Genomic DNA, 15,102 nt, shown 5'->3' with positions numbered 1-15,102 from the left:
CATGCCGGTTGACCGCCTCCTGCCCTCTGACGACGCCCGCGACCTGATCGCGCTCACCCGTGACGTCGCCGACAAGCTGCTCGACCCGATCGTCGACTCACACGAGAAATCGGAGACCTACCCCGACGGGGTGTTCGCCCAACTGGGTGCCGCCGGGTTGTTGAGCCTGTCGCAGCCCGAGGAGTGGGGTGGCGCAGGCCAGCCGTTCGAGGTGTACCTGCAGGCGCTCGAGGAGATCGCTGCCCGCTGGGCCGCGGTCGCCGTCGCGGTCAGCGTGCACAGCCTGTCATCGCACCCACTGCTGACCTTCGGCACCGACGAGCAGAAGCAGCGTTGGTTGCCAGGAATGCTGTCTGGCGAGCAGATCGGCGCGTACAGCCTGTCCGAACCGCAGGCCGGTTCCGATGCCGCGGCACTGCGGTGTACGGCCACCGCGGACGGTGACGGCTACGTCGTCAACGGGTCGAAGTCGTGGATCACCCACGGCGGCGTTGCGGACTTCTACACGCTGTTCGCGCGGACGGGTGATGGGGCCGGTTCCGCAGGGCAGTCCACGCAAGCGCGGCTCCAGCGCAGCGACCGGGGAGGTCGTGGAGCCATCTCCTGCTTCCTGGTGCCCGGTGACTTGGACGGGCTGACGTTCGGCAAGCCCGAGGAGAAGATGGGTCTCTCGGCCGTCCCGACCACGTCGGCGTTCTACGACAACGCCCGCCTTGACGCCGACCGCCGCATCGGCGCCGAGGGCCAGGGGCTGCAGATCGCGTTCAGTGCGCTCGACTCGGGCCGGCTTGGCATCGCCGCGGTCGCCACCGGTATCGCGCAGGCCGCACTCGACGAGGCACAGCGATACGCCAACGAGCGAACCACGTTCGGTCGCAAGATCATCGACCACCAGGGCCTTGGCTTTCTGCTGGCCGACATGGCCGCAGCCGTCGTCAGCGCCAGGGCCACCTATCTCGACGCCGCGCGCAGACGTGACCTGGGCATGCCGTACTCGACGGAGGCCAGCGTGGCCAAGCTGGTGGCCACCGACGCCGCGATGAAGGTGACCACCGACGCGGTGCAGGTGTTCGGCGGGGCCGGCTACACGCGGGACTACCGCGTCGAGCGCTACATGCGGGAAGCCAAGATCACGCAGATCTTCGAGGGCACCAACCAGATTCAGCGTCTCGTCATCGCCCGCGGCCTGACCACCTGAGATCGGTGCATGTCGGCGATATGCTCGCCGGCATGCACCTCGACGAACTGCACTGGTTCGTCGTGCTGGCCGAGGTCGAACACGTCACCGATGCGGCCGCCGAGTTGGGCATTCCGCAGCCGACCCTGTCACGCGCCCTCGCCCGCCTGGAGGCCGAGGTCGGCGTCCCCCTCTTCGATCGGGTGAACCGTCGGCTGCGGTTGAATGCCTACGGTGCCATCGTGGCCGAACACGCCCGTCGCGCCACCGGCGAGATGCGGTCGGCGAACGAGCGAATAGCCGCGCTGCGCGATCCCGACACCGGGACGGTCCGACTGGCCTTCCTGCACTCGTTGGCCACCTGGCTCGTTCCGGATCTGTTGCGGCGGTTTCGATTACACGCGCCGCAGGTCCACTTCGATCTCTATCAGGGCGCTGCGGACGCACTAGTGAATCGAGTGTCGGAGGGTCACGCGGACCTGGCCATCACCTCCCCGCGTCCCGCCGGCCGGGGATACGTGTGGCACGGGCTGTACTCCGAACGACTGTGCGTCGCGGTACCGCGCGGACATCCGCTGGCCAACCGTTCCCGATTGCGTCTCGTGGAGGTCGCCGGCGAACCCTTCATCGTGCTCCGCGTCGGGTCCGGCCTGCGGACGCTCACCGACGACCTGTGCGCGGCCGCAGGAATCCAGCCGAAGGAGGCGTTCGAGGCCTCCGAGATTCCCACGATGGAGGGCCTGGTCGCGGCGGGTTTCGGGGTTGCCGTCGTGCCCGTACCGCGTGCCGAGCGCGCTGATCCGATGCTCGCGTACCTGCCACTCTCCGACGCGGGTGCCAAACGGCAGGTCGGGTTGGCACTGGCCGCCGGGCGCGAGATGCCGGCAGCGGTGGCACGGTTCGTCGAGTTCGTGAAGAACCACGGCCAGATGACCTGATCATGCGTTCAACACATGAAGTCACGTGACTTCATGCATTGGACATATGTGGGGCACGACTCGACACTCGGTCGGTGACCATCAATGCTCCGCACCTCTCCGACGCGTGGGCCGGACACCAGCGGGGCTCGACGGAGTATCGACGGCTGCTGGCGGCACTGTTCTGCGCAGGGGTTGCCACGTTCGCCCAGCTGTACTCGCCGCAGTCGGTGCTGCCGCTGATCGCCGCCGACCTGAACACCGGTGCGGCCGACGCGGCGCTGATGGTTTCGGCCGCCACGGCAGGCCTCGCAGTGGGCGTCATCCCGTGGTCGATGATCGCCGACCGGATCGGCCGGGTGCGGGCGATGTCGGTGTCGGTCACCGCGGCGACCATCCTCGGCCTCGTCGTTCCGTTCGCTCCCGATTACGAGCTGCTGTTGGCCGGCCGGTTCATCGAGGGTCTGCTGATCGGCGGCGTACCGGCGATCGCGATCGCCTACCTCTCCGAGGAGATCCACCCCGACCACGCGGCGCGCGCAGCGGGGATGTACGTCGCGGGCACCACCGTCGGCGGACTGTTGGGACGGCTCGTCGCAGGCCCGATCGGGGAGGTCGCCGGTTGGCGGATCGGGGTGCTCAGCGTGGCGGCCCTGTGCGGGGCAGGAGCGCTGGGCTTCGTACGGCTCGCACCCCGGCCCCGCGGATACGACCCGTCGCGCGAGCGCTCACACGGCGCCGGCGGCGTGCTCCACAGGTTGACCGCCAACCTGCGGTCCCCGCGCCAGCTCACTCTCTTCGCCCTGGCCTTCCTCCTCACGGGTGGGTTCGTCGCTCTGTACAACTTCCTCGGCTTCCGGCTGATGGCCGCGCCGTTCCACCTTCCCCAGACGTTGGTGAGCCTGGTGTTCCTGGCCTACCTGGCAGGCACGTGGGCGTCGTCGCGGGCAGGAGCGGAGGCCAGCCGGTTCGGCCGCAAACGCGTGCTGCTGGTGTCGATCGCCACGATGATCGTCGGCGCGACGATCACCTTGAGCGACAACCTGTTCGCGGTTCTCGCGGGTCTGGTCATCGGCACGGCGGGCTTCTTCGGCGCGCACGCGATCGCGTCTGGTTGGACCGGCCGCGAAGCCACCGTCGGCAAGGCCCAGGCGGCGTCGCTGTACACCCTCTTCTTTTACGGCGGGTCGAGCGTCATCGGGTGGTTCGGGGGCGTCGTGTTCGATGCCGCAGGCTGGACGGCGGTCACTCTCACCATCGTCGCCCTTGCCGGCGTCGCCGCCGCCATGGCGCTGGCGCTGTTGCGCCGCGACTGAAGGCGGATCGCTATTCGCGACCGCTGGAGTCGGGGTTGGCGAGCACGCTCAAGGCGGGGTTGACGACGAAGCGGGCACGGTTGCCGCCTGCCTTGCGCGCCTCGAACATCGCCGTCGTCGCGATCGTCAAGACTTCGTCGACGACGTCATCGGGTGGCAGATGCATCAGCGGGCGCAGGGGCGTACAGACCACTCCGACGCTGGTGGTCAGCCGCGACGGGGTGTTGGTCACCGCGGAGCGGAGTCGATCGACGAGCGGTGACGCGTCGGGCGTGGTGAACGTGTCGGCGATGACGAAGTCGTCTTCGGAGACATGGGCAATGACGGCGTTGTGGCGGACGCAGCTGCGCAGCGCGCTACCGACCGTGACCCTTGCTAGATTGCCGCCCCGTTCACCCGACATGCCAGTAATGAGGGAGAAACCGTCGATGTTGACGATGATGAGGACCAGGTATCGGTCATCGTCGCGGTGGCGGGCGGCCAGCAGCGTGGCGGTCCGCTCGTAGAAGGCGTCGCGGTCCAGCAGCCCCGTCAAAGGCTCGAGCTGACTGGTCTCCACGTCCCCGCCGATCAGCCGAATCCCGGCTCGGCACACGGCGGCCGCGAAGACGTTGACCAGCGCCACCAGGCAGACACTGACGATCGCCAGCGCCGTGTCCAGGGGCGCGAGCCGGATCGCGAGGACGGTCAACGTCGCGATCGCGACCGCCCACGTGAACGCCAGCAGGCGCAAGCCGTGGAAGCACGCGATGTAGGCGGAGAGCACGGCGAACGAGGAGGCGCCGAGCAGACCCGCGACCGGACTGGTCGGGATGAGGCAGGCGGTGGCGATGCAGACCGTGCCCACCACGACGCACGCCGCCGACTCGATCCTGGAGGGCCAACGGTGGCGCAACCAGCGCAGCGCCATCACCACACAGCACGCCGTAATGAGCACGGCGAGCGCCTGGCCGACGAGGCCCTTCGGACCGAGTGGGCTGATCAGCGAGATCATCGGGACAAGGCCGAGGGTGGCGATGACGCCCGCGACGACGCGGCACGTACTTGCCTGCAGACCCCGCGCCGCGAGGATGGCCGTCAACCAGTAGTAGTGGTCCTGCCGCGGCTTCCACCGCTCGTTCGTCACGACGGCTCCCCAGGGCGGCACACGTGCAATCGACACATCACCGTCCCCTCGTCACCCGAACCCGATCCGAACCTATCAACGTAGAGGCACCTTGGGTAAGCCCTGCGCCTGCGATCAGGTTTTCTGCCGCGCCTGCGCGGGTAGTTCTCAGCAGTTCGGCGTGCAGCCCTCGCGCCTTCACTCATTCGATCCTCTCGGAAGGCAACTGCCGTGGCCCGGAAGCCCATCACCAATTCAAACGACGTGGTCACCTACTTGAAGGACCAACACGAAGCCATCAAGGCACTGTTCACCGAAACCCTTGACGCAACGGACGCCGACACCCAACGGGCGGCCTTTACGCGGCTGCGGACGCTCCTCGCCGTGCACGAAACGGCGGAGGAGATGATGGTCCACCCACGTGTGCGTCGCAAGGTCGTCGGCGGGGCCGAGATCGTCGACGCCCGCCTGACCGAAGAACACGACGCCAAGCTCGCGTTGGGTGCACTCGAGAAGATCCCATGCGGTACTGCCGACTTCTCCAAGGAGTTGGTCCACCTCCAAGCCGCGGTGCTGGATCACGCGAAACGGGAAGAGGCCGAGGAGTTCACGTTGCTCGAGGAGCAACTCGACGACGAGGAACTCCGCAAGCTGACGACTGCCGTCCAGGTTGCCGAGCGGATCGCACCCACCCACCCCCATGCGGGCGTCGAGTCGGCGTTCGTCAACTTCGCCGTCGGGCCGTTCGCCTCGCTGCTAGACCGTGCACGCGACGCCTTGCGAGGCAACGCAGCCTAAGTCGAGTCCTGCGTACGCCTGCAGGAGATTTGGCGCGCGTTTCGACTCAGCTGATCGCCAGGGAACATTGCGCCCACCGGACGGCGTTGTCGGTACGTCACTCCAAGACCGGAAGGGACGCCGATGACAACGGACTACGACGCACCCCGCAAGACCGAATCCGACGATGTCGCCGACGAATCCATCGAGGCGCTGGCGGGCCGGCGCAACGACGTGGCGGTTGCCGTGCTCGACGTCGACGACGGCGATGAGTTCGACGCATTCGAGCTCCCTGGCGCGGATCTTTCCGGTGAGGAACTGACCGTTCGAGTGCTTCCCAAGCAACCCGACGAGTTCACCTGCTCGTCTTGTTTCCTGGTGCACCACCGGAACCGGCTGGCAGTCCATGCGGGTGGCGAGTTCATCTGCGCCGACTGCGCCTGAGCCCGCACCGCCGCCATCGCTCGCCAGGTGTGCGCGTTACGTCGACGCAGCCTGTTCGGGCGGCGACGTAACGGTCACCAACGTCCCCTGACCGATCGTCGATTCGATGGCCATCGCACCGCCCATCGAGTCGAACCTCGCCTGAAGTGATGCCAGCCCGATGTGCCCCTCTGCGACGCGCTGCTCGACGATCGAGGGCTCGAAGCCGGCTCCGTCGTCGGCGACGGTCAGCACGATGCGGTCCCCGGCGCGGTACAGCCGGACGGTGACCTCGGTCGCGCCCGCGTGCTTGTTGACGTTCGCGAGCAGTTCGCGCGCCGCGCGGTAGAGCAATGCCTGCGAGGCCGGCCTGCCGACGTCTTCGAGGTCGGCCTCGATGATGAAGTCGCCACGCGTCTCGGACTGACGCAGAAGTTCCCGCACCCCCGGCGCGAGCCCGAGCTGGGCGAGCACCTGCGGGTGCAGCGCCGTCACCGTAGAGCGCAGCCCCGCCGCCGTCTCGTTGAGCGCCGCGTAGACCATGTCGAGAGCCGGGTCGGGAATGCGTTCACGCACCTCGTCGAGTTCCATCCGCGCGGCCAGCAGAGTCTGCAGCGGGCCGTCGTGCAAGTGCTCGGCGAGATCGCGGTTGGTTCGTTCGTCGGCCTGCATCGACTCGGCCACCAGTCTGCGGCGCACGTCGAGCAGGACCCGCACCCGCGACGCACGCCGAGTCAGCACGAGACACAAGGCCGTGGTGGCGACCGCCAACCACAGCAGAAACCCGAACTGCAGGTACACCACGTCGGGCAGGCCGACGTGATCGTCGCGTTTCGAGTAGACGATCCATGCCCCGAGATAGCACGCGGCGGTGCTGATGCCGAGAACGCCGGTCAGCACCGGTCGGTCGCCGAACGCGACGGAAAGCGGCAGCAGGAAGAACACGGGCAGTAGCGCGGCCGTCGCACCGCCCGACACGACGCACAGGGAGACGACCGCGAGCATGTCGACGCCCGTGGAGATCCAGCCGCCCCAGGAAGGCACAGGGCCGCGGAACACGGCCACCGCCCACAGCACGGCGACCACCGCGTACGCACCGAGGATCGCCGTGTAGACGCCGGGCAGCCAGCTGTCGACCTCCCACAACCAGACCAGGAAGCCCATCAGCGCAATCAGCGGCAGACGCAGCAGCGCAGAGACGCGAACGGGTTCTGCGGCGAAGTAGTCGACGATGCGCCGGAAGTGGCGAACCACCGCTATTCCAGTAGCCCGCGACGCATCGCTTCCGCGACGGCGGCGCCGCGATCACCGACACCGAGCTTCTCGTAGAGCCGCTGCACGTGGGTCTTCACGGTGGACGGCGCGAGAAACAGCTGCTTAGCCATCGCCGGGATGGTCTGGCCGCCCGCGATGAGGCCGAGCACCTCACGCTCGCGGGCGCTGAGCGTCGGGGTGTCCGAGTCGTTGCGACGCTGGATCTCTCCCACCAACCCGGCAGCGAGACTGGGCGCAACCACGTCGCGGCCCTTCGCGCAGTTCAACACCGCCTCGATCAGTTCGGCGCGGCTGGACTCCTTGGGGATGAAACCGGCGGCGCCGTTCTGCAATGCGCTGTAGACGATCGCCGATTCGTCGTGCGCGGAGATCAGCAGCACGCGCGTCGGCAGCTCGTCGCGACGAACCGCGGCGGCGACCTGCGCGCCGTCCAGGCCCGGCATCCGGTAGTCGAGCAGAGCAACCTGTGGTTTGTGGGTACGGATGAGCTCCAGGGCGGTCAGACCGTCGTCGGCCTCGGCGACCACGTCGATCGATCCGCTGGAGCTCAGTGCGCGGACCACGCCGTCGCGGAAGAGCGGGTGATCGTCACCCACCACTACGCGCACCTTCTCGCCGCTCGACCCGGTCACGCGGTCAGCTTGGCACAACACCGCGGCCCGTTCCTCCGATTGCGGGACACCCCACGGCACGCGGTGCGCGACGGCACCCGTCGGCCGACCTGACTGGTGTCATATCGTGACGGTCATGGACTTCGCGATGTCGGCCAAGGGGCAGGACTACCACCAACGACTCACCGATTTCATGACGGAGTTCGTGTTCCCGGCCGAGGCCTCCTACGACGCGTACCGGCACGAGAAGGGACCCGACGACCACACCGTTCCGCCGGTCGTCGAGGAGCTGAAGCTCAAGGCCAAGGAGCGGGGGCTGTGGAATCTGTTCCTGCCGTCCGAGTCGGGACTGACCAATCTGGAGTACGCGCCGCTGGCCGAGCTGACCGGCTGGAGCATGGAGCTGGCCCCGGAGGCGACCAACTGCGCGGCGCCCGACACCGGCAACATGGAGACCTTGCACCTGTTCGCCAATGACGAGCAGAGCAAGCAGTGGCTCGAGCCGTTGCTGAACGGCGAGATCCGCAGCGCGTTCGCGATGACCGAGCCCGCGGTGGCCTCCAGCGACGCCCGCAACATCCAGACCACCATGGTGCGCGACGGTGGCGACTACGTCATCAACGGCCGCAAGTGGTGGATCTCGGGTGCTGCCGACCCGCGCTGCAAGATCCTCATCGTGATGGGGCGCACCAACCCCGATGCCGCAAGCCATCAGCAGCAGTCGATGATCCTGGTGCCCGTCGACACCCCCGGAGTATCGATCGAGCGATCGCTTCCGGTGTTCGGCTGGCAGGACCAGCACGGGCACAGCGAGGTGTCATTCGACAACGTGCGGGTGCCCGTGACGAACCTGCTCCACGAGGAGGGCAGCGGCTTCGCCATCGCGCAGGCCCGGCTCGGGCCAGGCCGCATCCACCACTGCATGCGCGCGATCGGGGTCGCCGAGCGGGCGTTGGCGTTGATGGTCGACCGGGTGAACAATCGCATCGCGTTCGGCAAGCCGTTGGCTGAGCAAGGTGTGGTGCAGCAGCAGGTTGCCCAGTCCCGCAACGAGATCGACCAGGCCAGGTTGCTCTGCCACAAGGCGGCCTGGGTGATCGACGAGAAGGGCAACAAGGAAGCCCGCAACGAGGTCGCGATGATCAAGGCGGTCGCACCTCAGATGGCGTGCAACGTGATCGACCGGGCCATCCAGGTGCACGGCGCGGCGGGCGTCAGCGACGACACCGTGCTGGCCCGGCTGTACGGCTGGCACCGCGCGATGCGACTGTTCGACGGCCCCGACGAGGTGCACATGCGCAGCATCGCCCGCGCCGAGCTCGGCCGCGAAAAGTCCGCGTTCGCAGCGGCGGTGACCCCGTAGTGGCGGGCGATGATCTGTCGGGGGCGTGGAACTTTCGCGACGTCGCGGAGGAGACCGGGATCCGGCCGGGGCGGTTCTATCGGTCCAGTGAGCTGAGCCGGCTAGACGAGGGCGGCCGCGAGGCCATGCTGCGGCTCGGCATCACCGACGTCGCGGACCTGAGGTCGCTACGTGAGGTGGAGAAGCGTGGATCGGGCCTGGTACCCGACGGCGTCGAAATCCACCTGTTGCCATTCCATGAACTCTCCAACCGGAGTCCCGCGGGCACCGAGGCGCCGCACGAGTACGCCTTCGAGCGGATGCTGACCGAGAAGCCCGACGACGAGGACGTCGCCGTCGCAGCGGGCCGCTTCATGACCGAGGAATACCGGCGCTTCCCCGCCTTGGCCGGTGCGCATCTCGCTGTGCGCCAGGTTATTTCGATGCTGGCCGATGAGCGGCCCGTCATCACGCATTGCTTCGCGGGCAAGGACAGGACCGGGTTCACCGTCGCGGTCACGCTCGAGGCTGCAGGCGTGCCCGACGACGCGATCATGGCCGACTTCCTCCGCAGCAACGAGGCGGTGCCGCGACTGCGGGACCGCATCGTCGAGTCGATCCGCAACCGGGCCGGTGAGAACGTGACGGACGAGATCATCACGTTCGCCGAAGCACAGCTCACCGAAGAGGTGCTTGGCGTGCGGGAGGACTACCTCGTCACCGCGCGGCGCACCATCGACGAGGATTACGGCTCGCTCCCGAATTACCTTGACGCGCTTGGTGTGACCAGCGAGCAGGTGGATCGGTTGCGGGCCAGCCTGCTGGCTTGATTGGCGTCGCCGCTCTGGCCTACGCGTTTCCGGCAGCCCGTCGACCTGCCCGCCTCACAGCGAATTGGCGCCAGTGTCGGACCTGCGTGCCATCGTCACGACATGGACGACTCCCGAATCTTGCGCGGCATCGAGTTGCGATACGCGCTCACCGAGTACCTGGGCCAGCACGGAACATTCACCATCTCGACCCTGATCGATGGGCTCACCTACCAGGGCTTCGTCATCGCGGGAAACCCGGCGAAGTCCGTCTCCCACGCGTTGCGATGGGAGATGGCGCACTGCAGGGTCCGTCGGCGGGGTCGCGGAGCCGCCCCGGCGGCGACATCGGTCGGAGCGTTTACGCGCCGTTCTACATGCCGAGGTCAACCGAGTACCGAATCCACAAGCGGGTGATGGCACTTCGCAAACAGGCTGACCGGATTCGCTGCGAGGCGGGCACTTCGACCCACGGTTTCGCGCCGCGTCAGTTCTGCGGCACCTCGACGTCGGACATCAGCACGCGCACACCACCGGTGGACAGCCTGCCCAATGCTTCGAAGAACGCACCGGCCTCCGGCGTCGTGACCGCAAGACAGGCGGCTTCGTAGTCCGGGTAGTAGAGATCGATCATCCGGTAGGCGGGGGTCGGCGAGCCGTCTTCCTTGGGCCACACCTTCGACGCCTCGAAGCGAATGTGGCCAGGAATCCTGCGCGCCGCCTCCAATTGCTCAGCCCCGTAAGCCGCTTCGAACGCGCCCGGATCGGTCGGGTTGTCGTAGATGACCGTGATCTTCGTTTCAGACATGGCAGATCCTCCGCTTCAGTAGTTGACAGTGTTCGAGAAGGTCAGAAGAACGCGACGGCGACCACCCAAGCCACCGTCGCGAGCAACCCACCCGCGAGTTCCACCCCCACCGACAATGCGACGCCCTTGATGGCGTGCACCGTCGACGTCCACGCGACCCGTTGGTCGCGTCGCTTCGCCAGCTCGGCGAGGTACACGCCGAGCACGAAGCCGATCACCAGGCCCAGCACCGGAACGACGAAGAACCCGATGATGCCGAGCACGGCGCCGGCGACCAGGCTCAACGTCCCGACGTCGGCGCTCTTCATCCGCCGCATCGGCCACAGGTACTTCACCAGCAGCGAGGCGGCCAGCAGTGCAGCGACGATGCCGAGCGTCACCCACGCGACCGTCGTCCGTTCGAAGAGCGCCCACACCAGGATCGCGCCGAACACCAGCACGGTGCCGGGCAGCAGCGGGACCAGAATGCCGACCAACCCGACGGCGATCGCGAGGGCGACCAGGACGATCCCGACGGTGCTCACGGGCCAAGTCCATTGAGCTGCTCCGCAAGATCGAGGAAGTCGTCGGCAACGACATCGAATTCACCGTCGTCCACCTTTGGCAACGGGCGCCCCTCACCGTGTTCGAGCGGCCGCCGCACGTACCCGGTCATCAGACCGCTCGCCCGCGCCGCGCGCAGGTCGTCGGGATGGGCGGCGACGAGCATCAACTCTCCCGGCGCGACGTCGAGGAGGCCGGCACACCCGAGGTAGGCCTCCGGATCCGGCTTGTAGTGGTGGAACAGTTCAGCGGATATCACACAGTCCCACGGGAGCCCCGCACGCTTGGCCATGTTCGTCAGCAGGGACACATTCCCGTTCGACAGCGTCGTGATGATGAATCGTTCCTTCAGGCGGGTCAGGCCCTCCACCGAATCGGGCCACGGATCGAGCCGATGCCACGCGCGGTTGAGTTCGTCGACGTCGGCTTCCGGGACGGCGTCGATCCCGGCCCGATCGAGCAGGTCGTCGAGGATCAGATGGTGTAGTGCATCGATCTTCAGCCACGGAAGTTCGCCGGTTCGCACCCGGTTCATCGCCGCCGGGTAGCCGGACCGCCAGTCATCGGCAAAGGTGGCCCAATCCTCGGCCAGCCCCTGGTTTTCGCCGAACATCTCCAGTTCACCGATGATGCTGCCGCGCCAGTCGACGACCGTTCCGAATACGTCGAAGGCCAGCGCCCGTGGCATCGTCACGGCTCTAGAACGACCTTGCCTCGAATTCCACTGTCGGCCAGGCTCTCCAGCGCCGCCCGACCCTCCGACAGCGGATACCGCACCGGCGGCGGCGGTCGCAGCCCGGCCGCGACCAGCTCTCCGAGCCCTGCACCGATCTCTGCCTGCGCGCCGGGCGTGCGGTTGATGAACTCACCCAACCCGACGCCAACCACGCTGACGTTGCGCAGCAGCAGCCGATTGACCTTGACGGACGGGATGCCACCACCGGACGCGAACCCCAGCACCAGCAGCCTACCCTCGGTCGCCAGCACCCGGATCGCGTCGTCGAATGCTTCCCCACCGACCGGATCGACCACGACGTCCACCCCGCGACCGTCGGTGTGATCGCGCACGGCTTGCGCCCACCCTTCGGTCAACGGCAGCACGACGTCGGCGCCCAACGACTCGACGAACTCCGTCGCCCCCGGCCGGTGCACCATCGCGATCACCTTGGCGCCCAACGCCTTTGCGATCTGAATTGCCGCCGTACCGACGCCACCCGCCGAGCCGAGCACCAGCACGGTCTCACCGGCGAGCAGCCCACCACGCCGCACCAGGGCGAAGTACATCGTGTAGTAGTTGCCGAGCAGGCACACCGCCGCACCGTCGTCGATCTCATCCGGCGTCGGCTGCACGCTCGCCGGCAACAGTGCCACGCGCTCGGCCCACGCCCCGAGCATGCTCAACCCCGTAACCCGCTGTCCCACGGTGAAACCCGAGTCAGCCGGCGCCGAGCGCACCACCCCGGCGACCTCGGTCCCCGGCACGAACGGGGGGTTGAGCTTGAGCTGGTACTCGCCCTTGATCAGCAGCAGGTCCGGAAACGAGACGCCGGCCACACCGACGTCGACGACGACCGTGCCATCACTGGCAGGCTCATCGACGTCGGTGTAGACCAGTCCCGAAGGTCCGGAAAGCTCTTGCGCAACAAGCGCCTTCACGGGTTCTCAGCCGAGCTTGAAGCTGGCTGACTGCGCCGCGGACAGATCGGTGATCTCGCCCCACTTGCCTGCGACGTCGTCGACCGACGGCACGCTCGAGAACGTCACGCCGTCGTTCTGGAACAGCGCCGTGCGTTGCACCTTGCCGCCACCGACGATGAAGATCGAGTCGGTGTCGGGCAACTCCTCGGTCATCAGGTAGGCCACCACCGGTGCGACGTACTCGGGGGTCAGCTTCTCGAACACCTCGGGCGGCAGGATGTCCTGCGTCATGCGGGTGGCGGCGATCGGCGCGACGGCGTTGGTCTTGATGTTGTACTTCGCGCCTTCCTGGGCCAGCGTGTTGATCAGGCCCACCAGGCCCAGCTTCGCCGCGCCGTAATTGGCCTGGCCGAAGTTGCCGAAGAGACCACTCGTCGAGGTGGCGACGACGACGCGGCCGAAGCTCTGCTCGCGGAAGTGCGGCCACGCGGCCCGGATCACGTTGTAGCCGCCGTACAGGTGCACCTTGAGCACGGCGTCCCACGCCTCGAACGTCATCTTGTGGAACGTGCCGTCGCGCAGGATGCCCGCGTTGCTCACCACGCCGTCGACCTTGCCGAACTCGTCGAGCGCGGTCTTGATGATGTTCTCGGCACCTTCGGGCTCGGCGACGCTGTCGTAGTTCGCTACGGCGCGGCCACCTGCTTCCTTGATCTCCGTGACCACCTGGTCGGCCATGTTGTGTCCGGCACCCGATCCGTCGCGGGATCCACCGAGGTCGTTGACCACCACGCTGGCACCTTCGCGGGCCAGGGTCAGGGCGTATTCACGGCCAAGGCCACCCCCGGCTCCGGTGACGACGATGACGCGATCCTGCACTCCGGGCATAGTTTTCCTTTCCTCGGTCTTCAGTGACGAGACTTGGTTGCGTGCCGGTGCCGAGCCCTAGAAGAGCCTGCGCGCCAGCTTCCACGCCTTCTCTGTATACGGCGGGTAGATCAAGGCGCTCAAGTCGGGTCGGGTCGGCTTGGTCAGCACCGATTTCTTGTGGCTGAACTCCTCGAAGCCGAACCTGCCGTGATAGGCGCCCATGCCCGACGGACCGACGCCGCCGAACGGCAGTTTGGCGGTGGAGAACTGGAACAGCAGCTGGTTGACGAGCATGCCGCCCGCCGACACCTCCTTGATCACTCGCTCCCGGACGCTCTTGGTCTTGGTGAACAGGTAGGCCGCCAGCGGCTTGTCCCTCGAGTTCACGAATTCGATTGCCTCGTCCAGGGATTGGACGGTGACGATGGGCAGAATGGGCCCAAAGATCTCGTCGGTCATCAACGGCTCGCCTGGATCGGGATCGACGACGACGGTCGGCTGAATCTTCATTGACGTCGCGTCCGTGCCGCCGCCGAGCGCGACGGTGCCCTTGGTGGCCGACAGTGACGCGGTCAGTCGGTCGAAGTGGCGCTGGTTGACGATTGGCTTGCCACCAGGATCGCCGGCCTCGAACGTCGTGACGGCGGCCTTGATCTTGTCGACGAGTTCGTCGCGGATCGTGGCGTCTGCAATCACGTAGTCCGGCGCGATACAGATCTGGCCAGAGTTGACCAGCTTGGTCCACGCGATCCGCTTGGCGGCGACGTCGATGTCGGCGTCGGCCGCCACGATCACCGGGCTCTTGCCGCCCAACTCGAGCGTGACCGGGGTCAAGTGCGCTGCCGCGGCCTGGTAGACCTTGCGCCCGATCTCGGTACCGCCGGTGAAGCACAACCGGTCGAATCCCTGCTCGATGAGCTCCTGGCTGACCGCGCCGTCACCCTCGATCACCACGATCGCATCGCGGTCCAGATACTGCGGCACCAACTCCGCCATCAGGGCCGAGGATGCCGGCGACACCTCCGACGGCTTCAGGACGACGGCGTTTCCTGCGGCGATGGCTCCGACGGCCGGACCCAGGGTCAATGCGAACGGAAAGTTCCATGCGCCGATGATCAGCACGGTGCCGAATGGCTCGTATTCGATCCAGCCGCGCCCGGGCAACTGGGAGAACTCGAGCCTCCGGTGCTGGCGCTTGGTCCACTTGCCGACGTTCTTGGCGGCGTCGTGGGCCTCACTCGCGGTGCTGGCGATGTCGGCCAACCACGCCTCGAACGGCTTACGGCCGAGATCCTTCTGGAGCGCGTCGGCGATGGCGGCCTCGTTCTCGGTGACCAGCTTCTCCAGCCCTTGCAACTGCTGCTTGCGCCACTCCACGCTGCGGGTGCGCCCGGTAGCGAAGGTCCGGCGCACGCCGGCCACGATGCTTGCGATGTCGGGGGATGCCGCTTCGACCGCTTCGGGGGCGACTGAATCTGTGGTCATGGTTGG

17 protein-coding genes are annotated in these 15,102 nt (G+C 67.2%); 8 read left to right on the top strand and 9 right to left on the bottom strand.

The window, feature by feature from the left end; translation table 11 throughout:
• Nucleotide 1 precedes the first annotated feature (1 nt).
• The 3 genes from HNP02_RS15975 to HNP02_RS15965 all read left to right on the top strand — a co-directional run bounded on the left by HNP02_RS15975 (nt 2) and on the right by HNP02_RS15965 (nt 3,410).
• Nucleotides 2-1,198: an acyl-CoA dehydrogenase family protein gene (locus tag HNP02_RS15975; RefSeq protein ID WP_184440094.1), complete on the top strand. Its 1,197-nt coding sequence runs from the start codon at nt 2-4 to the stop codon at nt 1,196-1,198.
• A gap of 32 nt (nt 1,199-1,230) precedes the next feature.
• Nucleotides 1,231-2,115, top strand: coding sequence for a LysR family transcriptional regulator (locus HNP02_RS15970; protein ID WP_184440092.1), 885 nt, complete (start codon nt 1,231-1,233; stop codon nt 2,113-2,115).
• An 80-nt stretch (nt 2,116-2,195) separates the two neighbouring features.
• Nucleotides 2,196-3,410 (top strand): MFS transporter, encoded by a 1,215-nt coding sequence (locus HNP02_RS15965; RefSeq protein ID WP_375373682.1) that lies wholly within the window; start codon nt 2,196-2,198, stop codon nt 3,408-3,410.
• A 10-nt stretch (nt 3,411-3,420) separates the two neighbouring features.
• On the opposite strand, the gene HNP02_RS15960 is transcribed toward HNP02_RS15965, so the two are convergent.
• The gene (locus HNP02_RS15960; RefSeq protein WP_184440088.1) at nt 3,421-4,536 is read right to left on the bottom strand and encodes a GGDEF domain-containing protein; all 1,116 of its coding nucleotides are present in this window, start codon (nt 4,534-4,536) and stop codon (nt 3,421-3,423) included.
• 210 nt (nt 4,537-4,746) lie between these two features.
• Between HNP02_RS15960 and HNP02_RS15955 the strand changes: the two genes are divergently transcribed.
• Both HNP02_RS15955 and HNP02_RS15950 read left to right on the top strand, forming a co-directional pair.
• Nucleotides 4,747-5,313 carry a hemerythrin domain-containing protein gene (locus HNP02_RS15955; RefSeq protein WP_184440086.1) on the top strand — a complete coding sequence of 189 codons (567 nt, stop codon included), beginning with the start codon at nt 4,747-4,749 and terminating at the stop codon, nt 5,311-5,313.
• A gap of 123 nt (nt 5,314-5,436) precedes the next feature.
• On the top strand, nt 5,437-5,736 hold the full coding sequence (locus tag HNP02_RS15950; protein ID WP_184440077.1) for a DUF4193 domain-containing protein: 300 nt from the start codon (nt 5,437-5,439) through the stop codon (nt 5,734-5,736).
• Between the two features lie 36 nt (nt 5,737-5,772).
• On the opposite strand, the gene HNP02_RS15945 is transcribed toward HNP02_RS15950, so the two are convergent.
• Together HNP02_RS15945 and HNP02_RS15940 are read right to left on the bottom strand one after the other, a co-directional pair.
• On the bottom strand, nt 5,773-6,969 hold the full coding sequence (locus HNP02_RS15945; protein ID WP_309241574.1) for an ATP-binding protein: 1,197 nt from the start codon (nt 6,967-6,969) through the stop codon (nt 5,773-5,775).
• A 2-nt stretch (nt 6,970-6,971) separates the two neighbouring features.
• A complete protein-coding gene (locus tag HNP02_RS15940) occupies nt 6,972-7,622 on the bottom strand; it encodes a response regulator transcription factor (RefSeq protein WP_184440075.1) in 651 nt (216 codons plus the stop codon).
• Between the two features lie 127 nt (nt 7,623-7,749).
• Between HNP02_RS15940 and HNP02_RS15935 the strand changes: the two genes are divergently transcribed.
• The 3 genes from HNP02_RS15935 (at nt 7,750) to HNP02_RS15925 (ending at nt 10,169) form a co-directional block, all read left to right on the top strand.
• Entirely contained in the window at nt 7,750-8,964 is a 1,215-nt protein-coding gene (locus HNP02_RS15935) for an acyl-CoA dehydrogenase family protein (protein ID WP_184440758.1), read from the top strand.
• A complete protein-coding gene (locus HNP02_RS15930) occupies nt 8,964-9,773 on the top strand; it encodes a tyrosine-protein phosphatase (RefSeq protein ID WP_184440073.1) in 810 nt (269 codons plus the stop codon). The genes HNP02_RS15935 and HNP02_RS15930 overlap by 1 nt, the downstream gene beginning before the upstream one ends.
• A gap of 102 nt (nt 9,774-9,875) precedes the next feature.
• Nucleotides 9,876-10,169 (top strand): hypothetical protein, encoded by a 294-nt coding sequence (locus HNP02_RS15925; RefSeq protein ID WP_375373677.1) that lies wholly within the window; start codon nt 9,876-9,878, stop codon nt 10,167-10,169.
• 70 nt (nt 10,170-10,239) lie between these two features.
• Here the strand turns inward: HNP02_RS15925 and HNP02_RS15920 are convergent, their stop codons facing one another.
• Genes HNP02_RS15920 through HNP02_RS15895 form a run of 6 tightly spaced genes read right to left on the bottom strand, consistent with a single transcriptional unit; the run spans nt 10,240 to nt 15,096 of the window.
• Nucleotides 10,240-10,560: an EthD family reductase gene (locus tag HNP02_RS15920; RefSeq protein WP_184440071.1), complete on the bottom strand. Its 321-nt coding sequence runs from the start codon at nt 10,558-10,560 to the stop codon at nt 10,240-10,242.
• A gap of 41 nt (nt 10,561-10,601) precedes the next feature.
• Entirely contained in the window at nt 10,602-11,084 is a 483-nt protein-coding gene (locus HNP02_RS15915) for a DUF456 domain-containing protein (RefSeq protein WP_184440069.1), read from the bottom strand.
• The gene (locus tag HNP02_RS15910) at nt 11,081-11,791 is read right to left on the bottom strand and encodes a haloacid dehalogenase type II (protein WP_184440756.1); all 711 of its coding nucleotides are present in this window, start codon (nt 11,789-11,791) and stop codon (nt 11,081-11,083) included. Before HNP02_RS15910 ends, HNP02_RS15915 begins: the two co-directional genes overlap by 4 nt.
• A gap of 2 nt (nt 11,792-11,793) precedes the next feature.
• Entirely contained in the window at nt 11,794-12,759 is a 966-nt protein-coding gene (locus HNP02_RS15905) for an NADPH:quinone oxidoreductase family protein (RefSeq protein ID WP_184440067.1), read from the bottom strand.
• 6 nt (nt 12,760-12,765) lie between these two features.
• Nucleotides 12,766-13,629 (bottom strand): SDR family oxidoreductase, encoded by an 864-nt coding sequence (locus tag HNP02_RS15900; RefSeq protein WP_184440065.1) that lies wholly within the window; start codon nt 13,627-13,629, stop codon nt 12,766-12,768.
• 57 nt (nt 13,630-13,686) lie between these two features.
• Complete coding sequence (locus tag HNP02_RS15895) at nt 13,687-15,096, bottom strand: aldehyde dehydrogenase family protein (RefSeq protein ID WP_184440063.1); 1,410 nt, start codon at nt 15,094-15,096, stop codon at nt 13,687-13,689.
• Nucleotides 15,097-15,102: the final 6 nt, after the last annotated feature.

It is taken from the genome of Mycobacterium sp. AZCC_0083, assembly GCF_014202335.1.
GTDB lineage: Bacteria > Actinomycetota > Actinomycetes > Mycobacteriales > Mycobacteriaceae > Mycobacterium.
The sequence above is the reverse complement of the archived record's forward strand: the minus strand, read 5'-3'. Positions and strand labels throughout refer to the sequence as shown.